The organism is Hyphomonas sp. UBA3601, from assembly GCF_002375605.1.
GTDB lineage: Bacteria > Pseudomonadota > Alphaproteobacteria > Caulobacterales > Hyphomonadaceae > Hyphomonas.
Map to the genome: position 1 here is coordinate 35,080 of NZ_DFME01000036.1, position 2,176 is coordinate 37,255.

Genomic DNA, 2,176 nt, shown 5'->3' on the forward strand with positions numbered 1-2,176 from the left:
GAGATCGATATCCTTGTAGGAGAGATATTCCCATGCCGTCCTGACGCGGCCATCCTGATTGACCGCCCATCCGGCTTGAGCCGCTTTTGCAGGCGACAAGGTCAATGTCTTCAGAAGTTGGCGGGCAGATTCAAGCGCTCGGTGTTTCACGTGAAACACGTCTGCCCGGTCTGACCCGACGCATCCGGCGGCAATACCCTTTTCGGTGAGACGCTGGTCGGCATTATCGGCGCGTAGTGCCAACCGATATTCGGCGCGCGATGTAAACATCCGATAGGGTTCCGTCACGCCGCGCGTCACGAGGTCATCGATGAGGACGCCAATATATGCCTCCGCGCGATCAAGTATAATCGGATCTTTTCCGCCCGTGGCGCGTGCCGCATTCAAGCCCGCAACGAGACCTTGCGCGCCGGCTTCTTCATATCCGGTTGTGCCATTGATCTGCCCGGCGAGATACAGGCCTGGAAGCGCATGCACCTCAAGTGCGGACGAAAGCGCACGTGGATCGACGTAATCGTATTCGATTGCATAGGCATGTTGGATAATCTTGGCATTCTCGAGCCCGGGAATGGTACGGAGAAAACGCTCCTGAATATCCTCTGGAAGCGATGTCGAAATGCCATTTGGATAAACAGTGTGATCGTCGAGACCTTCCGGTTCCAGGAATATCTGATGACTATCCTTGTCGGCGAACCGGTGAACCTTGTCCTCGATAGACGGGCAATAACGCGGACCTCGGCCAGCAATCGCGCCGGAATAGACGGCCGATTGCTCGATATTCTCGGCAATGATCGCGTGGGTTTCCGGCGTCGTCCATGTAATGCCGCATTTGACCTGCGGCACCGTAATCTCATCGGTCAGATACGAAAACGGAATCGGCTGCTCATCGGCGGGCTGCATTTCAAGACGATCCCAGGCGATCGTCCGGCCATCCAGCCGTGCCGGCGTACCCGTCTTCAAACGCCCCATCGGGAGACCAAGCCCATAGAGCCGGTCCGACAGGCCAATCGCAGGGGCCTCGCCGACACGACCGGCAGGGATACGTTTCGCACCTATATGGATGATGCCTTTCAGGAAGGTGCCTGTGGTGATCACGACAGAAGCCGCACGATAGATCTCGCCCTTCAGACCAATCACGCCCGCGACGTGATTGTCCTCCACGATCAGGTCTTCGGCGCCATCCTCAATGATGGTCAGGTTTGGATAGTCCGCGAGTTCCGCCTGCATGGCGTCGCGGTAAAGCTTTCGGTCGATCTGGGAGCGGGGGCCCCAGACAGCCGGACCCTTGGACCGGTTGAGCATACGGAACTGGATACCGGCCTTGTCTGCCAGCCGTCCCATGAGGCCGTCCAGCGCATCGATCTCTCTCACGAGGTGACCCTTGCCGAGGCCGCCAATTGCCGGATTACAGCTCATCTCTCCGATGGTTGCGCGCTTGTGTGTGACCAGAGCAGTGCGTGCGCCCGTCCGCGCCGCGGCCGCGGCCGCTTCGCAGCCAGCATGACCGCCGCCTACCACTATCACATCAAACTGTTTCATCTCGCTCATGGCGCTACTTCGGATCCGGATTTCAGAAAGCCGCTATATAGCGGCTCGTTGCCTCAAACCCTAGGGGTCATTTGCCGATGCAGAACTGGGAGAACACCGCACCGAGCACATCTTCTACGCCAACCGAGCCCACGACCGCTCCAAGATGCCGGATAGCCAGGCGCACGTCTTCCGCTGCGAGTTCCGGACCGGTGCCAAGCTCCAGCGCATCCCGCGCAGCAATGAGGCAAGCGAGTCCATCGACCAATTGGGCGCGATGCCGGGCGCGTGTTATGACCGGCGCTTCAACAGATGCAGCCTTGTTGGAAATGAAGTCCGCCAGTGCGGCTTCGAGTTCGGGCACGCCATCACCATCTTTCGCGGAAATCTTGTAGTCGTATTCTGGGAGCCCGGCGGCCAGCTCGGTATCAGCCTTGTTTACCACGACTATATCTGTCGTTTGGCGGAACAACGAGTTCAACACACCCAGCTCAGGTGCGCCCCCGTCAACCATAAACAGGCGCAAGTCGGCCTCAGCAGCCACGCGTTCTGCCCGCCGAACGCCCTCGGCTTCAATCTCATCTTGGGTCTCACGCAAACCGGCCGTGTCGGATAGCCAGACTACCTGTCCGCCCATCACGCGCCGTAC

1 protein-coding gene and 1 pseudogene are annotated in these 2,176 nt (G+C 59.1%); both read right to left on the reverse strand.

Going from position 1 to position 2,176, the window contains the following annotated elements:
• Positions 1-1,548, reverse strand: a 1,548-nt coding sequence (gene mnmG, locus B4F73_RS04280) for a tRNA uridine-5-carboxymethylaminomethyl(34) synthesis enzyme MnmG (RefSeq protein ID WP_290482584.1), incomplete at its 3' end; no start/stop codon positions are given.
• 67 nt (positions 1,549-1,615) lie between these two features.
• Positions 1,616-2,176: pseudogene (locus B4F73_RS04285) on the reverse strand (tRNA uridine-5-carboxymethylaminomethyl(34) synthesis GTPase MnmE); the annotation flags it as partial.